The 17563-nt window shown below is 73.5% G+C and carries 15 protein-coding genes; 7 read left to right on the top strand and 8 right to left on the bottom strand.

Translation table 11 applies throughout. The annotated features are described in order from the left end of the window. Positions 1 to 79 precede the first annotated feature (79 nt). Genes DEI86_RS01890 through DEI86_RS01875 form a run of 4 tightly spaced genes read right to left on the bottom strand, consistent with a single transcriptional unit; the run spans position 80 to position 3754 of the window. On the bottom strand, positions 80 to 1150 hold the full coding sequence (locus DEI86_RS01890) for a phosphotransferase family protein (RefSeq protein ID WP_111048655.1): 1071 nt from the start codon (positions 1148 to 1150) through the stop codon (positions 80 to 82). Continuing rightward, positions 1147 to 2094, bottom strand: a complete 948-nt coding sequence (locus DEI86_RS01885) for a hypothetical protein (protein WP_111048654.1) — start codon at positions 2092 to 2094, stop codon at positions 1147 to 1149. The genes DEI86_RS01890 and DEI86_RS01885 overlap by 4 nt, the downstream gene beginning before the upstream one ends. After that, on the bottom strand, positions 2091 to 2951 hold the full coding sequence (locus tag DEI86_RS01880) for an enoyl-CoA hydratase/isomerase family protein (RefSeq protein ID WP_111048653.1): 861 nt from the start codon (positions 2949 to 2951) through the stop codon (positions 2091 to 2093). Before DEI86_RS01880 ends, DEI86_RS01885 begins: the two co-directional genes overlap by 4 nt. Then, positions 2948 to 3754 carry an enoyl-CoA hydratase/isomerase family protein gene (locus DEI86_RS01875; RefSeq protein ID WP_111048652.1) on the bottom strand — a complete coding sequence of 269 codons (807 nt, stop codon included), beginning with the start codon at positions 3752 to 3754 and terminating at the stop codon, positions 2948 to 2950. Before DEI86_RS01875 ends, DEI86_RS01880 begins: the two co-directional genes overlap by 4 nt. 77 nt (positions 3755 to 3831) lie before the next feature. On the opposite strand from DEI86_RS01875, the gene DEI86_RS01870 reads away from it, so the two are divergent. After that, positions 3832 to 4494 (top strand): hypothetical protein, encoded by a 663-nt coding sequence (locus tag DEI86_RS01870; RefSeq protein ID WP_111048651.1) that lies wholly within the window; start codon positions 3832 to 3834, stop codon positions 4492 to 4494. A 42-nt stretch (positions 4495 to 4536) separates the two neighbouring features. Here DEI86_RS01870 and DEI86_RS01865 read toward each other — a convergent pair whose 3' ends face one another. Further along, positions 4537 to 5559, bottom strand: a complete 1023-nt coding sequence (locus DEI86_RS01865; RefSeq protein ID WP_111048650.1) for an MBL fold metallo-hydrolase — start codon at positions 5557 to 5559, stop codon at positions 4537 to 4539. Between the two features lie 124 nt (positions 5560 to 5683). Here DEI86_RS01865 and DEI86_RS01860 point away from each other — a divergent pair, with 124 nt between their 5' ends. The 5 genes from DEI86_RS01860 to DEI86_RS01840 all read left to right on the top strand — a co-directional run bounded on the left by DEI86_RS01860 (position 5684) and on the right by DEI86_RS01840 (position 12718). Next, positions 5684 to 7993, top strand: coding sequence for a glycosyltransferase family 39 protein (locus DEI86_RS01860; RefSeq protein ID WP_111048649.1), 2310 nt, complete (start codon positions 5684 to 5686; stop codon positions 7991 to 7993). 10 nt (positions 7994 to 8003) lie between these two features. Beyond that, the gene (locus DEI86_RS01855; protein WP_111012661.1) at positions 8004 to 8726 is read left to right on the top strand and encodes a response regulator transcription factor; all 723 of its coding nucleotides are present in this window, start codon (positions 8004 to 8006) and stop codon (positions 8724 to 8726) included. Then, a complete protein-coding gene (locus tag DEI86_RS01850; RefSeq protein ID WP_111048648.1) occupies positions 8723 to 10240 on the top strand; it encodes a cell wall metabolism sensor histidine kinase WalK in 1518 nt (505 codons plus the stop codon). Before DEI86_RS01855 ends, DEI86_RS01850 begins: the two co-directional genes overlap by 4 nt. Positions 10241 to 10337: 97 nt before the next feature. Continuing rightward, positions 10338 to 11657: a bifunctional glycosyltransferase family 2/GtrA family protein gene (locus DEI86_RS01845; RefSeq protein ID WP_111048647.1), complete on the top strand. Its 1320-nt coding sequence runs from the start codon at positions 10338 to 10340 to the stop codon at positions 11655 to 11657. Positions 11658 to 11725: 68 nt separating this feature from the next. Beyond that, on the top strand, positions 11726 to 12718 hold the full coding sequence (locus DEI86_RS01840; RefSeq protein WP_111048646.1) for a hypothetical protein: 993 nt from the start codon (positions 11726 to 11728) through the stop codon (positions 12716 to 12718). A 42-nt stretch (positions 12719 to 12760) separates the two neighbouring features. Here the strand turns inward: DEI86_RS01840 and DEI86_RS01835 are convergent, their stop codons facing one another. Beyond that, complete coding sequence (locus DEI86_RS01835; RefSeq protein WP_111012869.1) at positions 12761 to 13402, bottom strand: FMN-dependent NADH-azoreductase; 642 nt, start codon at positions 13400 to 13402, stop codon at positions 12761 to 12763. A 10-nt stretch (positions 13403 to 13412) separates the two neighbouring features. Beyond that, the gene (locus DEI86_RS01830; protein WP_181439681.1) at positions 13413 to 14075 is read right to left on the bottom strand and encodes a QsdR family transcriptional regulator; all 663 of its coding nucleotides are present in this window, start codon (positions 14073 to 14075) and stop codon (positions 13413 to 13415) included. A 72-nt stretch (positions 14076 to 14147) separates the two neighbouring features. On the opposite strand from DEI86_RS01830, the gene DEI86_RS01825 reads away from it, so the two are divergent. Further along, positions 14148 to 15368, top strand: a complete 1221-nt coding sequence (locus DEI86_RS01825) for an acyl-CoA dehydrogenase family protein (protein ID WP_111048738.1) — start codon at positions 14148 to 14150, stop codon at positions 15366 to 15368. A gap of 19 nt (positions 15369 to 15387) precedes the next feature. Here DEI86_RS01825 and DEI86_RS01820 read toward each other — a convergent pair whose 3' ends face one another. After that, the gene (locus tag DEI86_RS01820; protein WP_111048645.1) at positions 15388 to 17520 is read right to left on the bottom strand and encodes a prolyl oligopeptidase family serine peptidase; all 2133 of its coding nucleotides are present in this window, start codon (positions 17518 to 17520) and stop codon (positions 15388 to 15390) included. Positions 17521 to 17563 lie beyond the last annotated feature (43 nt).

Genomic DNA, 17563 nt, shown 5'->3' with positions numbered 1-17563 from the left:
GCGTCGCGGCGGATGGCTGCAGCCGGCGCGGCACCGACGGGGGGCGACTCGTGCGGCGCGGCCGCTCGCGCGCGCCGCGTCAGGTCAGCGGCTCGGTGCGCGCGGCGTCCGCGGCCCTCAGGAAGGCCCTGACCTTGCCCGTACCCGCGTAGTACGGGTCGCCGTCCCCGCGCTCGTGGCGGCGGCGGCTGTACTCGTAGAGCACCGCGAGTTTCCAGTTCGCGAGCACGACGTACCACCGGAGGTGGTCGAGGGGAGCGCCGGTCGCATCGGCGTACCGCGCCACGAGCGTGCGAGCGTCGGGGAACCCGGGCGCACTGCTCGCCGCGCCGAGTTCCTGCACGGGCGTCGACGGGCCCCCGGGCCCGGACCAGGACGCGACGAGGTACCCGAGGTCCACGAGGGGATCGCCGACGGCGGCGAGCTCCCAGTCGAGCACGGCCGCGACCCGCGGGGCGTCCGGCGCGAGCAGCAGGTTCCCGAGTCGGTAGTCGTTGTGCACCAACGCGGCCCCCGACTCGGCCGGCGCGTGCTCGACCAACCACGCGTCGACGTCGGCGAAGGCGTCGGGCGGGGAGCCGTCGGGCTCGGCGACGAGTCGTGCGAGGCGGTCCCGCTGCCGGAGGTTCGCGCCGTCGGGTCGGCCGCGGAGCCCGAGCGTGTCCCACGGCAGGCGGTGCAGCGCGGCCAGCCGGTCCACGAGGTCGTCGGCGAGTGCGGCGCGGGCGGCGGGTGTCGACAGCCCCTCGGGCAGGTCCGTCGTGACCACCGGACCCGCCACGTACGACATGGCGAAGCACGGCACGTCGAGCACCGTGCCGGCGTCGGCCGTCGCGAGCACGCGCGGCACGGGTACCGATCCGCCGGCGTTGCTGCCCACCGCCGCGATCACGCGGGCCTCGCGGAGGACGTCGTTCGCGCCGGGGGGCGTCGGCGGTGGGGGTGGGCGTCGGACCACGACGCGCTGCCCGGCGTCGTCCTCGACGAGCCAGGTGACGTTGGCGTGGCCGTCGCCGATCGGCCGCACCGACACGCGCGAGTCGGTCAGACCGGCGTCGGCGAGCCACCGCCCGAGGGCCGCGGTCGTCGTCGCGTCGACGGCGGTCCCGGTTCCCGCGCCGGTGGTCCCGGCGGTCGCACCGTCGCTCACGCGTCGTCCCCACGCAGGTGGGCGAAGTAGTCCGTCGGCCACTCGACCTCGAACTGCCCAGCGCCCCGCTCGCCGTCGATGCGCGCCACGCACCCGCCCTCGAGCACGGTCGTCCCGGTCCGCTCGTCGGGCAGGTGCAGCACGCCGAAGACGTCGAGGTCGAGCGTCGTCGTGCCGCCCTCGACGTCGTGCAGGACCGCGTGGAGTCGGCGTTGCTCGTACCCAGCGCCGTAGGTCGTGTCGTCCTCGATGCGCGACACGGGCACCGGCCGGCCGTCCCGCAGGACGTACCCGGCGAACCCCCACCGCCCGGCGGCGATCCACGTCCACCCGTTCACCGCGCGCCCGGAGGGCGTGTACGCCACGAGCCACTTCCAGTGCTGGGGCGCACGCCAGTCCCGCAGGCCCCACGAGTGGTCGCGGTGCCCGATCGGCCCGAGCTCGAACGCGTGGTCGTCCGCGCGCACATGGCCACGGACGGCACCGGTCTGCTCGATGCGGTCCTCCGCGAACCAGGACGGCAGGCCGTCGGGGGCGTCGCGGAAGCTGAAGGCCTCGTGCAGGGCCGTGAACGTCAGGTCGAGCTCGATGCGGTCCGTCCGCACGACGACGTCAGCCGTGCGCAGCGGATCCCGGTGCCGGACCGTGAGACCGCCGACGGTGAAGTCGTCGAGGTCCATCGCCTCGGCCACGCGCCCGCCGCCGAACTCGCGCACGGTCGGCGCGGTGTCGCCCCACACCGCCACGTTGTAACCCGCCGCCCCTGTGCCCGTGACGAACAGGTACACCTGCACCGCCAGTCGTTCCTCGGGCAGCACCGTCTGGTAGAAGACGCTGTCCCGCATGCGCGCCCCGGGTGCCGGTCGGTGCCGCAGGTCATCCGTCGGCAGCAACGCTCCGGAGGCCCGGAGCACGTCCGCCCCGTCGCTCGCCGCAGCGCTCACGCCCGGTCCCCGAACGCCTGCCGGACCGCGACCTCGTACGACGGGGTCTCCCCGGCCCTCCCGAGCGATCGCTTGCCGATGCGCGTGCCACGGCGGTCGGGGGCCGCGTACGCCGTGGCGAGTGCGACGGCCTCGGCCTGCAACGCGGCCACGGCGTCGTCGGCGGTCGTGTCGACGATCCGGTCGAGCAGCCCGATCGCCAGGGCTTCGTCCGAACGGACGACCCGACCGGTGAACGCCAGCTCGGCGGCCATGCCGGGGCCGACGACGCGGGGGAGCATCCACGACGTCCCGAGCTCGCCGATCGAGAAGCCGACCTTGACGAACGCCGCGTTGAAGGAGGCACGCCGCACACCGAGCCGCACGTCGGCCGCGAGCGCCAGGGACAGGCCACCGCCGGACGCAGCGCCGTTCACCGCGGCGACGACCGGGAACGGCAGGTCGTGGAGCGCCTGGACGGCCTCGCTCGCGGTGTCCTCGATGTCGAGGAACGCCGGGACCGTCGTCGCGCGCAGGGCCGGGAGCGCGGCGAGGTCGTACCCGGCGCAGAACGCGCGGTCGCCGGCGCCCGTGAGCACGAGCGCGCGCGTGCCGTCGCGCCGCAGGTGCCGCGCGGCCTCCCCGATCTCGCGGAAGACGTCGGCGTCCACGGCGTTCATCCGCGTGGCGTTGTCGATGACCAGGCGGCTGACACCGGCGTCGAGGTGCTCGAGACGGATGCCCTGCCAGGGGTGCGCGTGTCCGGAGCCGGTCGCGCCGCTGCCGGGCGTGCCGTTTCCGTCCGGGACCGTCGGCAGGCCCGTGCTGTCACCAGCGACGGTGCTGCCGGTCGTGCGTTCGGTGGAGTTCGGCGTCATCGGTTCGAGAACGACGCCTGGCGCTTCTCGAGGAACGCCTCGAGCGCTTCCGCCATGTCGGAGGTCCGGGTGAGCAGGGTCTGGCCGCGGTTCTCGAGCTCGAGCGCCGCGTCGTACGACGGGACCTCGAGGTTGGCCTGCATCGCGCGCTTCGACAGTCGGACGCCCGCGGGGGAGTTCGCGGCGATCGTCCGCGCCAGCTCGAGCGCGGCGGCGTCGACGTCCGGCACGACCCGGTTCACGAGACGCAGGGCGGCGGCCTCGTCGGCGTCGACCGCGCGGGCGGTGAACGCGAGGTCCGCCGCGACCGCGGGACCCACCAGCCGGGGGAGCAGCCACGACACGCCGTACTCGCCGGCGGAGGTGCCGAGTGCGGTGAACGACGCCTGGAACACCGCGTCGGGTCCGGCGAGCCGGATGTCGGCGACGAGTGCGAGTGCCAGACCCGTCCCGGCGGCCGGTCCGGCCACGGCGGCGACCACGGGCACGCGGAGGGCGCGGATCGCCGCGAGTGCGTCCGCGGTGCGCTCCTGTCGGTCGAGGTCGTCCGGGACGGTCGCGTCCGTGCGGTCCGCGGACTCGGCGACGTCGTACCCCAGGCTGAACGCGGATCCCGAGGCGCCGATCACCAGGACCCGGACGTCGACGTCGGCACGGACCGCGTCCGCCAGGTCCTCGAGCGCCTGGACCATCGCGACGTCCAGCGCGTTGCCGGCGTCGGGTCGGTCGAGTGTGGCGACGACGACGCCCGGCGCGGGGCGCTCGACGCGGACGGGCGCGGGATCGGATCCAGGGCTGCTCACGGGTCGAGACTAGCCCGGCCACGGGAGGCCCGAACGGGGGCGCGGCGCCCCTGTGGACAGCGGCTTAGGGTGTCCACATGCGCAGACGTCGGGGTGGCATCGTCGGGATCGTGCTCGTGGTGGCGTACGCGGCGCTCCGCTTCGGGTTCCTCGCGTACCGGGAGCACGAGGACGGCATGTCGACCGTCGGGATCGTCGAGAGCCTCCTCGTCATCGCGCTCGGGGTGTTCGTCCTCATCGAGGTGGTCCTCGCCGTGCAGCACGCCCGCACCCGCGCCCGTGAGCGGGTGCTCGCCGAGCGGCACCCCGGTGCGTTCACGGCCCCCGTCCTCGTCAAGCGCGGCACCGCGGCCGAGGTCGACCGCGCCGCGGGCCTCCTCGGCGTGCGACCCGAGCGGCGGGCGCCGCGGAGCGCGGCGGGGACGCTCGTCGCCGACCAGCACGGGATCGGCCTGTACGTCGGTGGCGGGACGCCGACGCTCCTCCTCGGGGTCCCGCGCGCCGCGGTCGGTCAGGTGGGCACGGGGACCACGTCCTCCGCCAACCGCTACGGCGTCGGCACGGTCGAGGCGCTCCGGGTCGTGGTCGACAGCGGCGGACGCTGGACGACCGTGGACCTCCCGGTGTACCGGCGGGTGGTCGGGTTCTCGGTGGCGCTCCACGACGACGCACTGCGCGAGGTCGTCCGCTCGGTCGCCGCGGCGGCGCAGGTGCCGCTCGACGCCCAGGTGCGCGGCTGACCCGTCCTCGAGCCCTGCGTCGAGGCCCGTGTCGCGGCGGCGTCAGGCCGGTCGGATCTCGTCCGACCGCCCGAGCAACCGTGCGTGGAACGCGGTCTGGGCGAGCGCGGACGCGAGCAGGTACCCGGTCATCGACGCGATGCCCCCACGGAACGGCACGTGCGCGGCGACCTCGAACAGCGTGGGACGGTCGAGCGTGTCGAGTGCCGCGGCGACGTGCTCGCCCCGTTCCCGCCGGTGGTCGGCGAGCGTCGCGGCCCGGGCCCGCACGTCGCGGAACCGGTACTCGTGTCCGGGGCACACCTCGAGCTCCGCGAGGTCGGCGAGTCGGTCGAGCGACGCCAGGTAGTCCTCGAGCGGGTTCGTGTCCGTCCGACCCCCGAGCCCCAGCCCGGAGTTGATCCGCGGGAGCACGTGGTCGCCGGTGAACAGGAGTCCGTCCGGCGCGTCGACGAAGCACAGGTGTCCGGTCGTGTGGCCCGGCGTCCACAGGGCCCGGAGTTCGCGCCCCGCGACCGGCAGGACGTCCCCGTCCTCCACGAGCAGGTCCGCCTCGACGTCCGGGAGGCGCCGCCCCGTTCCCCAGGCCCGCACCAGGCCGGCGCGCAGCGGCTCCGGCACGCCCCAGCGTGCGATGTCCTCGTCGTCCCGCCGACGGTCCTCGTCCTGGTGGCGGATCGCTCGCGCCTCCGCCGGGTGCATCGCGACCCGCGCGCCGGAGGCGTTCCGGACGGCCGCCGCCGCGCCGAGGTGGTCGACGTGCAGGTGCGTCACGGCGACGAGTCCGACGTCGTCGAGGGTCCGACCGATCGTGGCGAGGCCGTCCCGGAGCACCGCGAGCGTCGGCTCGGTGCCCCAGCCCGGGTCCACGACGACGAGCGACCCGTCGGCGGCCTCGAGCACGTACGTGAGCGTGGAGTCGGGGATGCCCGCGGCGAACGGGATCGCGAGGGTCCAGACGCCGTCCCGGACCTGCTCGACGGGCGGCAGGGTGCCCGCGGCGAACGCCTCGGCCTGCAGGGTGCTGACGGGGGTGGGCGGACTGGTGGGCGCCGGGGTCGTCACGAGGGCAGCCTAACGACGGGCCGCCGGCGCGATGGCGATCCTCCACAGCCGGCTCGCAGCCGTTCTGATCCACGGCATAGGGATCGCCGAGGAACCATACGCGCTCGCTCGGCATCCTCGACCCATGACCAGTCACCCGGCGACCCTGATCGACCGACCCGACCATCCCGCGGAGAGGAGGACCGCGGAACGACGCAGTGCGATCGTCCGACTCTTCCTCGGCGACCGCGCGGACGCGGCCTGGCTCCGTCCGGCGTTCTGGGCGCTGCTGCTCCTGACCGCCGTCTTGTACTTGTGGGACATCACGGTGTCCGGCTCCGCGAACAGCTTCTACGCCGCGGCGGTGCAGGCGGGCTCCGAGAGCTGGAAGTCCTGGTTCTTCGGGTCGCTCGACACTGCTGACTTCATCACCGTCGACAAGCCCCCTGCGTCCCTGTGGGTGATGGGACTCTCGGCGCGCATCTTCGGCTTCTCGAGCGCGAGCATGCTCGTGCCCGAGGCGCTCATGGCCGTCGCCTCCGTCGCGTTGACCTGGGGGGTGGTCCGTCGGACCCTCGCGCGACTCGGTGGCACGACGGCGAACGTCGGCGCGCTGCTCGCCGGGTTCGTCCTGGCGATGACCCCGGCCGCGGCGCTCATCTTCCGCTTCGACAACCCGGACGCCCTGCTCGTGCTGCTCATGACGGCCGCCGCGTACTGCACCGTCCGGGCCCTGCCCCGCGGGAGCTGGCGGTGGTTCGCGCTCGCCGGCGTCGCGCTCGGGTTCGCGTTCCTGACCAAGATGCTCCAGGGTCTGCTCGTCATGCCGGCCCTCGGACTCGTCTACGTGTTCGCGGCCCAGGCGAGCTGGCGCAAGCGCATCGTCGGCGCCGTCATCGGGATGGTGTCCCTCGTCGTCGCGGCGGGGTGGTGGGTGCTCACGGTGGCCCTCTGGCCAGCCGACGCGCGCCCGTACATCGGCGGATCGACCGACAACACCGTGCTCGACCTCGTGTTCGGCTACAACGGCCTCGGGCGGATCTTCGGCGGTGACGGCAACGGCGGCGGTGGCGGCGGCGGGATGACCGGGGGCGCGGCCGGTTCGTCGTTCGGCGGATCGACGGGCCTCGAGCGGCTGTTCTCGTCCGAGATGGGGCTCGAGATCTCGTGGCTCCTCCCCGCGGCGCTCCTCGCGCTCGTCCTCGGCCTCGTGGCCGCTGGACGGCGTCCTCCGGCCGATCCGGCCCGCGCCGGGCTCGTGCTCTGGGGTGGATGGCTCCTGCTGACCGGGCTCGTGTTCAGCTACATGTCCGGCACGATCCACCCCTACTACACGGTCGCGCTCGCTCCGGCGATCGCGGGTCTGGTGGGCACCGGCGGGGCGATGCTCTGGGCACGTCGCCGGTCGGCGCTCGGGACGCTCGGGCTCGCGGCCATGATCGTGATCACCGCGTCTTGGAGTTGGGCGCTCCTGGGTGAGAACGCGACCTGGGTGCCGTGGCTGCGGTGGGTCGTCCTCGTCGGCGGATTCCTGTCAGCCGGCGCCGTGGCAGTGGGGACCGTGCCGACTCTGCGCCGGCTCGTGGCGGTCGGCGTTCTCGCAGGCACGTTGTTCGGCCTCACCGGCACGACGGCGTACGCCGTGGCGACCACGACGGTCGGCCACACGGGATCGATCCCGATCGTCGGTCCTGCGGGGAGCGGATCCTCGGGGACGGGCGGCGCCGCGGGCGGCATGGGCGGGGGCATGCCCGGTGGTACCGGTGGCCCCGGAGGCTCCTCCAGCGACTCCACCACCGGTTCCGGTGCCGGGACGGGCATGCCGCCCGTTGGGTCCGGAGGATCGGACTCGGACGCGACGACGGGGCAGCCGCCCGCCGGTGCGCCGGGGAGTTCGTCGGGCACGAGCGGCACGAGCGACGGGGGTGGCCGAGCGGCGGATGCCGGCAACATGGGCGGCGGGAGCCAGACCACCTCGACCGCGCTGCAGAAGCTCCTCGAGGCGTCCGACGCCAAGTGGGCGGCGGCCGTGAACGGATCGCAGTCCGCAGCGCAGCTCGAGCTCGACACCGACCAGGCCGTCATGGCCATCGGCGGTTGGTCGAGCGACCCGACACCGACGCTCGCGCAGTTCAAGGCATGGGTGAAGGAGGGCAAGGTCGGCTACTACATCGTCTCGAGCGGCATGGGCGGCGGCATGGGCGGCGGTCCGGGCGGTAGCTCCGCAGCGGACACGAGCGGCAGCGCTGGCGACACGAGCGGCAGCGCTGGCGACACGAGCGGCAGCGCTGGCGACACGAGCGGCAGCGTCGACGGCGATGACGGCGGAGCTGGCGGCGGGATGCCGGGCGGCCAGTCGACCAGCACGGCGAGCGCGATCCAGGCTTGGGTCGAGGCGCATTACACGGCGAAGACGGTCGGGGGCCAGACGGTCTACGACCTCAGCGGCGACTAGGCTCACCGCGATGAGCAGCGCTCCCCTCACGAGGACCGACGGCACGCCCGTCCGGGTGCTCGTCGTGGACGACGAGGTCGCCCTCGCCCAGGCGATCGGCCTCGCGTTCACGGCCGACGGCTGGTCCACGCACGCGGTGCACCGCGGCCGCGACGTCCTGTTCGCAGCCCGGGAGTTCCAGCCGGACGTGGTGGTGCTCGACGTCATGCTGCCCGACATCGACGGCTTCGAGGTCCTGTCCCGGCTCCGGGACGCCCGCGATGACGCCCGCGTGTTGTTCCTCACCGCCAAGGACGCCCACGAGGACCGGATCGCCGGACTCACGGGCGGTGGGGACGACTACCTCACGAAGCCGTTCGGCATCGAGGAGTTGCTGGTCCGTGCGCGGATCCTCGCCCGGACGTCGTCGCGTGTGGTCGCCGACGGGGGGCCGGCTCGGCTCGTCGTCGAGGACCTGGAGCTCGACGAGGACACGCACGCGGTCACCCGCGGTGGCGAGGGCATCGACCTCACGGCGACCGAGTTCGAGCTCCTGCGGTACATGATGCGGAACGCACGACGGGTCCTCACCCGGGATCGCATCCTCACGAACGTCTGGGGGATGGACTTCGGGGCGTCGTCGAACCTCGTGGACATGTACGTGTCGTACCTGCGACGCAAGGTGGACGCCGGGCGCGAGCCGCTCCTCCAGACCGTACGGGGCACCGGGTACGTCCTCCGTCCGCCGACGTGAGGGCGTCCGGGGCCGGGAGTCCGCGGAAGGACCGGACGCACTCGCTGCGGTGGCGGATCGTCCTCATCGTGGCGCTGCTCCTGACGGTCACGAACGTCGTCGTCGGCGTCGTGACCGTCGTGGCGTTCCGTGGGTACCTGTTCGGGCGCCTGGACGACGACCTGACGACCGCGTCCCAGCGCGCGCTCGACGCGCAGAGCGACCTCCCGTCGCCGCCGCCGGACGGGCGCAACCCGCCCCCGGGCGTCACCGGCACCGATCCAGACCACGACTTCATCGGCGCACCAGGCCAGTCCGCGGACACGGTCGTCGCCGTGTCCCGGAAGGGAGCGTTCGTCATCGCCGGGTACACCGACGCGACGGGTGAGCAGCACCGTCTCGGCACCGCTGCGAAGGCGGCGCTCGCTCGGGTGCCGCGTGACGGCGATCCGGTCACGCGCGAGCTCGGCTCCCTCGGTGCCTACCGAGTGCTCGCCACCAGGTCGGACGGCGCGGTGTTCATCACGGCGCTCCCCGTGGGCGGCATCACGGCGGCGATCGCGCGGCTCGTCCTGGTCATCGCGATCGTCGCGGTGCTCGGGGTCGTGGTCGCTGCCTGGGCCGGGGCGATGCTCGTGCGTCGCGCGATGCGTCCGCTCTCGCGAGTCGCCGCCACCGCTTCGGCCGTCACCGCCCTCGATCTCGACAGCGGCGACGAGGGCATCCCCATCCGGGTCTCCGACGAGGACATCGGCGTCAGTCGCGAGGTCCGCCAGGTCGGCACGGCGCTGAACAGCCTGCTCGGGCACGTGTCGGAGGCCCTCGCCGTGCGGGATCGCGCCGAGACCCGCGTGCGCGCGTTCGTGGCGGACGCCTCCCACGAGCTACGGACGCCGCTCGCGACCATCCGGGCGTACGCGGAGCTGACGGGATCTGAACCCGCGTCGCCCGCGGTGCACCGGAACACCGAGCGGATCCGAGCCGAGGCGGTGCGCATGGGTGACCTCGTCGAGGAGCTCTTGCTGCTCGCTCGGCTCGACTCGACCGTGCCGCCCGTCCGGGAGCCCGTCGACCTGTCCGCACTCGCCGTCGAGACGACGATGGACGCCCGTGCGGCCGGGCCGGAGCACCGATGGGCGCTCGACCTCCACGACGAGCCGGTGGTGGTCATCGGCGACCCGGTCCAGCTGCGTCGGGTGGTCGTCAACCTCCTTGCGAACGCGCGGATCCACACGCCAGCGGGGACACACGTCGCGGTCTCGGTGCACCGGGACGAGCGTGACGGAGCCGGTGCCCGCGCTCGGCTCGCCGTCGCGAACGACGGTCCTCCGATCTCAGCGGCGTCCCTGCCGACGCTGTTCGACCGGTTCAGCCGGGGTGACGCCTCGCGGTCGCGGTCGACGGGCACGACGGGGCTCGGTCTGTCGATCGTGCAGGCCGTTGCCCTCGCGCACGGCGGTTCGGTCTCGGTGACGAGTGGCCCGACCCGGACGGAGTTCGTCGTGTCGCTGCCGCTCGACGTCGCCGCCAGCTGAGGTCGCGCCGACCTCCTCGGCGACGCCTCGGTCGTTCTTACGGCGACCACAGGCCCCGGAAGCGCTTCCTCCATCCCCGCTCCGCACGCTGTCTGGCATGAGCGCACCGACGGACACCATCGACATCGACATCGTGGTGCCCTGCTACAACGAGCAGGGCACCCTCGCCGCGCACATCCGGCGGCTCCACAGCTTCCTCAGCGCTGAACCACTCGTGGCCGGGCCGGGACGGACGTGGCGGATCACCATCGCGGACAACGCCTCGACGGACGACACCGCCCGGATCGCGGACGACCTCGCCGCGATCCTGCCGCGGGTCGTCGCCGTGCACCTGCCGCTCAAGGGCCGCGGGCGCGCGCTCAAAGCGGTGTGGTCCGCTTCACCGGCCGAGGTCCTCGTCTACGTCGACGAGGATCTCTCCACCGACCTGGCGGCGCTCGGCCCACTCGTCGCGCCACTGCTGTCGGGCCACTCGGACCTCGCCATCGGAACTCGCTTGGTCGGGTCGTCGCGGGTCGTCCGGGGCGGCAAGCGGGAGTTCATCTCGCGCTCGTACAACGCGTTGCTCCGGACCGCCATGGGGGTGTCGTTCTCCGATGCCCAGTGCGGCTTCAAGGCGATCCGCCGCGACGTCGCTGCGCGTCTGCTGCCCCTCGTCCGTGACGACGCCTGGTTCTTCGACACCGAACTCCTCGTCCTCGCCGAGCACGCGAGACTGCGGATCCACGAGGTCCCCGTGGACTGGGTGGACGACGTCAACTCGTCGGTGGACATCACCGCGACCGCGCGGGAGGACCTCCGTGGAATGCTCCGCGTCGGCCGGGATCTCGCTCGTGGGCGATTGCCGCTCGCCGAGGTGTACGACGCCGTCGGGCGCCATCCGTTCACGACCCCGACGATCGGCTTGTTCGCGCAGGTGCTCCGGTTCGGCGCGGTGGGCGTGGCCTCGACCCTCGCATTCGCCCTGCTCTACGTCGTCCTGCAGCCGGCGCTCGGCGCTCAGGTCGCCGATTTCGTGGCGCTGATGGTCACCGCGATCGGCAACACGACTGTGAACCGCCGGTTCACGTTCGGCGTCCGGGGAGCGGCGGGTGCCGGGCGACACCAGGTACAGGGGCTCGTCGTGTTCGGCGTCGCCTGGCTCATCACCGCCGGGTCGCTGGCCGGACTCCACGCGACGGCCCCGCATGCCGGAAGCGGGACCGAGGTCGTCGTCCTGACGGTCGCGAACCTCGTCGCGACCGGGATGCGGTTCGTGCTGTTCAAGCTCTGGGTGTTCCGAGGGCGGCGCCGACAACCCGCCGATGGAGTCGAGCGCCCCGCGTCCGACGTCGCCACACGTCCGATGAGGGCCGTCGGCGACGAATCCGCGCCAGCCGCCACCTCGTCCGTCCCGTTCCAGCAGGTGCGGCCCTGACGACGTCCGCTCCTCAGGGGCGCTCCCACATCTCGAACATCCGACCACCAGAACCAGGACCAGGCATCATGACGACCACGTCAGCCGGCTCGAGCCGCCCCGCGATCAGCGCCGCCACCGACCGCGCCGCCACCGACCGCACCACCACCGTCTCCCGCGCATCGCGCCGACCCCTCCTCCTCCGAGCATCGGCCTCGGTCGGCGTGCTCGCCCTCGTGGCTGCCCTGACGGCCTGTTCGTCATCGAACGGCACCGACCAGACCGCCACGGGGGCGTCGACCGCGGGTGGCACGAGCGTCGCCGGCCGGGGCATCGGCGGGATGGTCCGCGGGACGATCGCCTCGGTCGGCTCGGGAACGCTCGCGGTCACGACGACGTCGGACACATCCGACACGACGACCCTGACCTACTCGTCCTCGACCACGATCGAACAGCTCGTCGATGCGTCGCTGTCCGACGTCAGCAAGGGCGTCTGCGTGAGCGCGTCATCGATGCCGGCGTCGGGCTCGTCGGGCTCGGGCACCTCCTCCGACACCGTGACCGCGTCGACGGTCACGGTCTCGACCGCGGTCGACGGTGCCTGCACGACCGGCACTGCCCCCGGCGGTGCACCGGGTGGTTCCGCCCCGGGTGGTACCGGGGCGGGCTCAACGGACACAACGGCCCCGAGCGGCGCGCCGACCGGGGGACCGGGAGGAGCGGGCGGACCAGGCGGGGGATCCGGCGGTTCCGGCATGGGCGGTGTGGTCTCGGGCCTCGTCACGAAGGTCTCGGGGTCGACGATCACCGTCCGGACGACGGGCGCGTCCGGTGCATCATCGACGTCGACGATCTCGGTCGACGCGGACACGACCTACATGAGGACGGCGTCGGCGACGTCGTCGGCGTTCGCCGTCGGTGAGTGCGTGCAGGCCTCGTCCTCGTCCTCGTCGTCATCCGGCTCGTCGATCGCCGCGACGACCATCACCGTCTCCGCCGCCAGCTCGGCCGGCTGCACCACGCGACCGGGTGCCGGCTCCGACTCCGGCTCCGGCTCCGGCTCGAGCGACGGCGACTCCTGACGCCGGTCCTCGGTGCAGCGAGGCGGCTCCTGAGGTCCGACCTCAGGCCAGCGTCGACCCGAGTCGGGCGAGCTCGCGCTCGGCGTCCGCGAACTCGGCGCGGGCACGCTCCCGGTACGGCGCGAGCGCGGGGACGGTCTCGGCGAGGGTCGTGCTCGCGGTGACGGTGTGGACGTCCATCCCGAGTGCGGTCCCGAGGATGAGCTCGAGCACGGGCGTTCCGTGGTCCCAGCCCTCGGTCGGGGTCCCCGCGTCGTAGGCGCCACCGCGGGTGACGACCACCACGGCGGGACGCCCGGCGAGCGGGCCGGTCGACCCGGCGTCCGGCACGAGCACCCCGGGCAGGTGCACCCGGTCGATCCAGGTCTTCAGGGTCGACGGCAGCGAGTAGTTGTAGAGCGGCGCCCCGACGAGCAGGACGTCCGCGGCGAGCAGCTCGTCGACGACGGACTGCAGGAGCTCCTGCGATCCGGCGGGGACGTCCGCGCCGGGCCGGCGTTCCGCGGCCGGCCAGTGCAACGCCGATGCCTCGAGGTGGGGGAGCGGGTGCACGTGCAGGTCCCGGTACGTGACGGTGTGGTCGGCACCACGAGCCCGCCAGGCGTCCGCGAACACCGCGGTCAGGGCACGGGACCGCGACGCGGCGAGGTCGGCGGACGAGTCGAGGTGCAGGAGCGTGGGCATGGTCGCCACGCTATCCGGCGGCCGGGTCGGACGGGGGTGGTGTGGTCGGCGCGGACGGACGGAGGACGTACTCGAAGGCGGCGCGAGCGCGGTCGGCGTCCGGCGGCTCGCCCGAGATGAGGTCGGCGTACGAGAACGACTCCGAGATCCGGACGAGCAGCGATGCCACCTCGCGTGCCGACAGTGGCGCGGGATCGAAGCGCGCCGCGGCCGATTCCTCGTCGATCAGGGTGGCGACGACCGCGACGAGCCGGCGCTGCACGTCGCTGTCCGTGGTCGTGAGCAGTCGCAGCGCGCGCGAGGGCTCCCGCGTCAGGAACACGCGGAAGTACGGCGCCTCGATGAGGTCGGCCGTGAACCGGGTCAGCACGCCGACGATCCGGGCGGCACCGGTGGTGGTCACGGCGCGGTCGGCCGCGTCGAGCGTCGGCACGGCCAGGGACCACAGCACCTCGGACAGCAGCTGGTCCCGGTTGCCGACCCAGCGGAACAGGCTCGTGCGGTCGACGCCGAGCTCGGCGGCCAGGCGGCCCATGTCGATCCGCTCGCCGTCCACGAACCGGTGTCGCGCGGAACGGAACGCGCGGAGGGCGTCGGGATGGGCCTCCAGACGGGCGGAGAGGGTGCTCGGGACGAGCGCCGTGCCGTGCTGGCCGAGCCGCGCCTCCCGCATACCGTCCACCACCGGAGCCTACGCGTGTTGCAACGTTCCCCAGAACGATGCACCATGGGGGTCATGTCAACGATGACCCCCGCCGCCGCTGCATCGCTCGACACGACCGAGCGCGTGCAGCGGGCCCACCTCGAGGCCGACTTCTACCGCTTCCAGGACGACCTGACCGACGTCGAGCGCGAACGCGTCCTGGCGCTCCGCGCGTTCATGGAGGACCGGGTCGCGCCGATCGCCGACCGCACGTGGGCGGACGCGGAGTTCCCGACGCACCTCATCCGGCCGCTCGCCGAGACCGGGGTACTCGGATCCGGGATCCCGCTCGTCGCCCGGTTCGAGAACTCGGCGGTGTACCGGGGGTGGGCGGCCCTCGAGATGGGCCGGGTCGACGCGGGCATGGCGACCTTCGTCGGCGTGCAGTCCGGCCTCGCCATGAACGCCATCGCCGTCGCGGGCAGCGAGGACCAGCAGCGCGCGTGGCTGCCGCGCATGGCCACCGGCGAACTCGTCGGTGCGTTCGGCCTGACGGAACCGCTCTCGGGGTCGGACTCGGCCCGCGGTCTCCGCACCACGGCCCGACGCGAGGGCGACACCTGGGTCCTCGACGGCGAGAAGCGTTGGATCGGCAACGCGACGTTCGCCGACGTCGTCGTGATCTGGGCCAAGGACGTGGCCGACGGGCAGGTCAAGGGATTCCTCGTGACCACGGACTCGCCGGGGTTCACCGCCACGAAGATCGAGGACAAGATCTCGCTCCGGACGGTGCAGAACGCCGACATCGTGCTCCGCGACGTGCGTGTCCCCGAGGAGCGGCGGCTGCAGCGTGCCCGGTCGTTCCGGGACACCGCGGCGGTGCTCCGGCTCACCCGGTGCGAGGTCGCGTGGCAGGCGATCGGCATCGCCGTCGGTGCGTACGAGGCCGCCCTCCGGTACGCGCGGGAGCGCGAGCAGTTCGGCAAGCCGATCGCGCGGCACCAGCTGGTGCAGGACCTCCTGGTCCGCTCGGTCGGCAACATCACGGCGTCGATCGCGCTGTGCACCCAGGCGTCGGCGCTGCAGGACCGCGGCGATCACCGCGACGAGTTCTCCGCGCTGGCCAAGGCGTTCGCGACGGCGCGGATGCGCGAGACCGTCGGCTGGTGTCGCGAGGTCCTCGGCGGCAACGGCATCGTCCTGGGCGCGGGCGTCGCGCGGTCCTTCGCCGACGCCGAGGCAATCTACTCGTACGAAGGCACCCGCGAGATGAACACGCTCATCGTGGGACGTGCGATCACGGGGCACGCCGCATTCGTGTGACCGCTGCCGCCCGGCGTCCTCACCCGAGCAGTTCCGGCCGCTCCCAGGCCTCGCCGAGCACGTGCTGGGCGAGGAACGCGAACACCGTCTCGTACCAGACCTTCGCGTGCTGCGGCGTGAGGATCCAGTGGTTCTCGTTCGGGAAGTACAGGAACCGGTGCGGCATGGTGCCGTCGGGGTCGGCGTGGTGCTCGGCCAGCTCCGACCAGAGCCGCAGCCCCTCGCCGATCGGCACGCGGTAGTCCTTGTCGCCGTGGATCACGAGCATCGGTGTCGTGATCGCGTCCACGGACCGGTGCGGGTCGTTCTCGGCCATGCCCTCGGCCGTGAAGATGGACTGCCAGTAGTACGACGCGTCGGTGGTGCCGGCGAACTGGTCGAGCGCCCAGAGACTCGCGTGCGTGACGATCGCGTCGAAGCGGTCGGTGTGCCCGGCGACCCAGTTCGCCATGTAGCCGCCGAAGGAGCCACCCATGGCCGCGGTCCGGGTCTCGTCGACGTCGGGCCGCGCCACGACGGCGTCGGTGATGGCGAGGAGGTCGGTGTAGGGCGCCTGCCCCCAGGCGTTCCAGCCGCGCGCGATGAACTCGAGGCCGTACCCGGTGGACAGCGCCGGGTCGGGCAGCAGGACCGCGTAGCCCCGCGCCGCGGCGACCATCGGACTCCATCGCCAGCTCCAGGCGTTCCAGCTGCTGAGCGGTCCACCGTGGATCCACAGCAGGAACGGCGCGGGCGCGTCCGCAGACGCGCCCGGCGGCAGGACGAGCCAGCCGCGCACGCGCGTGCCGTCCGCGGTCGTCGTCTCGACCTCCTCGACGCGGCCCGGCACCGCGGGCAGTGGCGCGGGGGTCGGCAGGGCGGTCACGGTGCCGTCGGGGTCGATCCGGACCGGGTGCAGCGGCCCCGCCCAGGAGGACCGGAGCGCGACGACGACGCCAGTCGCCCGGTCCACTGCCACGCCGCTGTACGCGTGCTCGTCCGTGGTGCGCTGTTCGACGGCGCTCCCGTCGAGCGGGATCCGGAACACCGGCGCGCGGCCGTCCTGGTCCGCGGTGGCGATGAGGGCGCGGTCGTCGGCGTCGAACACGAACTCGTTCGCCCAACGGTCCCACTCCGTCGCGATGCGTCGGGCGTGGCCGCCGTCGAGGTCGGCCACCCAGATCTCACGGTCGGCGGGCCCGGCCGGGGTGTCCCGCGGGGCGCGCACCCAAGCGATCGTCGTGCCGTCGTGGCTGACGGCCGGCATCTCGTGGAACACGTCCGGCTCGTCGAACAGCGTGGTGCGCTCGCCGGTCTCGGTGTCGATCGCGACGAGCACGGCCCGGGCACCGCGCTGCTCGTGCACCGTGAGGGCCGCCACGAGCGTGCGGCCGTCCGGTGTCAGCGCCTGCCCGGCCGTGTCGGCGGAGCGCCCGGGGAACGGCGTGAGGTCGCGCGGGCGCGGGAGCTCCGCGGGGTACTCGGCGGTGACGGCGACCGGTGCGTCGGCCACCGCGACCTCGTCCGGGGCTGCGGTGCCCGGTGCGACGGGAGCGTCGAGGGTCTCGTGCAGGTCGTCGAGGTCGAGCGCCAACAGGTGCGGCTCGTCGGGTCCGAGGTCGTGGTCCCAGAAGCGGACCGGGTGGGTCTCGTGCAGGATCGCCGCGACGGCGTGCTCCTTCCGGGCCGCGCGGAGTTCGGCGTCGCGTTCGAGCAGGCGCCCCTCGGCGTCGTTCGCACCCGGGAGCAGCCCCGCGCTGATGACCACGGTGTCGGCCTCCCGCGCGGTCGCCGCGATGCCCGCACCACCGGCGAGTCGCGTGACCGCCCGGGCCTCGCCGCCGGCGGCGGGCAGGAGCCACACCTGACCGGCCTCGGTGTCCTTCGCGGCGTCGGCGTCCGGACGGGCGGAGACGAACAGGACGTCGCCGTTCCGGGTGAACGCGACGCCGCCCTCGCCCTTCGCCGAGCGGGTGAGCCGCACCGGCACGCCCTCGCCCGACGTCGGCACGGACCAGATCGAGCGGGTGTACCCGGTCCGGTCGTGGTCGAGCGTGCTCACCGTGAGCGCCACGCGCGTGCCGTCCGGCGACAGCGCGATGCCGTCGACACGGGGGAGCGCCACGAAGGCGTCGAGGTCGGAGAACGGTGTGGCGTCGTCGTCGTTCGGCATCCACCCACGCTATCGGAGGGCGGCGACACGGCCTCGGAGTCGG

The organism is Curtobacterium sp. MCBD17_028 (assembly GCF_003234875.1).
Classification (GTDB): domain Bacteria; phylum Actinomycetota; class Actinomycetes; order Actinomycetales; family Microbacteriaceae; genus Curtobacterium.
Note: the sequence above shows the minus strand (reverse complement) of the source record. Positions and strands in the feature narration are given on the sequence as shown.

Bases quoted from the DNA above. Each gene is read 5' to 3' on its own strand.
- DEI86_RS01880 (WP_111048653.1), bottom strand. From the start codon at position 2,951: ATGACGCCGAACTCCACCGAACGCACGACCGGCAGCACCGTCGCTGGT.
- DEI86_RS01870 (WP_111048651.1), top strand. From the start codon at position 3,832: ATGCGCAGACGTCGGGGTGGCATCGTCGGGATCGTGCTCGTGGTGGCG.
- DEI86_RS01860 (WP_111048649.1), top strand. From the start codon at position 5,684: ATGACCAGTCACCCGGCGACCCTGATCGACCGACCCGACCATCCCGCG.
- DEI86_RS01855 (WP_111012661.1), top strand. From the start codon at position 8,004: ATGAGCAGCGCTCCCCTCACGAGGACCGACGGCACGCCCGTCCGGGTG.
- DEI86_RS01845 (WP_111048647.1), top strand. From the start codon at position 10,338: ATGAGCGCACCGACGGACACCATCGACATCGACATCGTGGTGCCCTGC.
- DEI86_RS01840 (WP_111048646.1), top strand. From the start codon at position 11,726: ATGACGACCACGTCAGCCGGCTCGAGCCGCCCCGCGATCAGCGCCGCC.
- DEI86_RS01835 (WP_111012869.1), bottom strand. From the start codon at position 13,402: ATGCCCACGCTCCTGCACCTCGACTCGTCCGCCGACCTCGCCGCGTCG.
- DEI86_RS01830 (WP_181439681.1), bottom strand. From the start codon at position 14,075: ATGCGGGAGGCGCGGCTCGGCCAGCACGGCACGGCGCTCGTCCCGAGC.
- DEI86_RS01825 (WP_111048738.1), top strand. From the start codon at position 14,148: ATGACCCCCGCCGCCGCTGCATCGCTCGACACGACCGAGCGCGTGCAG.
- DEI86_RS01820 (WP_111048645.1), bottom strand. From the start codon at position 17,520: ATGCCGAACGACGACGACGCCACACCGTTCTCCGACCTCGACGCCTTC.